At 36.2% G+C, this 1,565-nt stretch carries 2 protein-coding genes; both read right to left on the reverse strand.

From position 1 onward, the window contains the following. A partial coding sequence (locus tag QNI22_RS40080) for a hypothetical protein (protein ID WP_314520297.1) occupies positions 1-937 on the reverse strand: 937 nt, incomplete at its 3' end. Positions 938-1,353: 416 nt separating this feature from the next. Then, a partial coding sequence (locus tag QNI22_RS40085; protein ID WP_314520298.1) for a T9SS type A sorting domain-containing protein occupies positions 1,354-1,565 on the reverse strand: 212 nt, incomplete at its 5' end.

Raw genomic sequence — 1,565 nt, forward strand, 5'->3', positions numbered from 1 at the left:
TGGTAGTTCCCATCATAGTGATGGTAGCAGTGGAGTTGGTAGTAAGTGTGCCACTGTTCAACAGATCTCCACATACCTGTAGTTCACTTCCGCTGTTTAAAGTTACTTTCGCGCCTGATTGAATAGTCATCGAACGTACTGCTCCAGTAGCATTGGAAGCTAATATAGGATAGTTAGTCAGTCCAGCAGGGATCACCACATCATCTGAGCAGGTAGGTACTGTACAGGACCCCCAGTTATCAGCTTTGGTCCAGTCAGTAGTATATCCTTGCCAGATAAAGTCATCACTGATTGTGGCATAGTTGGTAGCGGGATTATCTTTTACCAAACTGATATCATCAATACCAATATCGTTACCAGAGGTAACAAGACTTATATTTCGGATTGATAGTTCCAGTGAAGTCAACACGCCACTATTAAAGGTCATCGTATATTTCTTCCATCCACAAGTTGTAGTTGCTTTTATGTCTTGTCCTAAACGGGTACAGTTGCCATATAAACCAAATGATAAGGTAGTATAGTCTGTTAAGGCAACAGCATAAAAGGTAAATGTATAGTTTGTATTGGGTGTAAGACTAACCGTTTGCGCCCATAATTTCTTGGAAGATCCATCATACCCATTCCCTACCAGCATAGTTCCTCCAGAGGGAGGTACAGTACTGCCTGATGCAGAAGAAATTGAAGCTGCGCTGCAAAAAAGGTTATGAATCGAGACCGGATTCGATGTTAGTGTATACAGGCCTTCTGGATATAGAGTTGTATTATTTAAAGGAGCAACATATGTATACTCTGAAGTGAATCCAGTATTTCCACTCGAAAAATTTCCATTGGTAACCAGATTCTGAGCTTCAACTTTTACTCCAACTATTATACATAGAAGAAGTAATATAACTTTCTGTGTATATTCTAATGAAAACCTTGTAAAAAAATGCTGCATATCATTTGATAGTATTTTCCTACAGCAATTTTACACAAAAATCGACTCAGCAATTGTACTACACAAACACCTTAACTTACATATGTCAGAATTGAAAATATTCTATTGAAACCTAATCATTTTTACTTATTATCAACATAGAACTTATCTAAAAAAATAGTCGAAATTATTTACCTTTTCGGATAAGTAAGTATATCAATCTAAGGTCTCTTTTTTCACTATATAAACAATACATTTTAGATTGATTAGTTACTTCCTCACATTGATAAAATCTGAGAGCCAATAAAGTATTCTTACATTATAATATAATTCCAAAGAATGTGTAAATTTTTATAAGTATATACTATTCTGGTTCTCTCTATATGCAGGAGGCCTACTATACCATTTATATAAACAGAAAAGAAATCACAATTTCCTTACTTGATAATAAGTTTCTGATGAGACACTTGTTTGTCAGTGGTGATCTGCATTAGATAAGCTCCTGCTGATAAACCACTTACTGGTAACAAAGTCTCTCCACCACCTACTTCCAACTCCATACTCTTCACACATACACCCTGAATCGTATACAGATTCAACACCGCCTTTCCACTGTAATCTGTATGTAAATACAAACTCTGACCATCTG

Source organism: Xanthocytophaga agilis (genome assembly GCF_030068605.1).
GTDB classification, from domain to species: domain Bacteria; phylum Bacteroidota; class Bacteroidia; order Cytophagales; family 172606-1; genus Xanthocytophaga; species Xanthocytophaga agilis.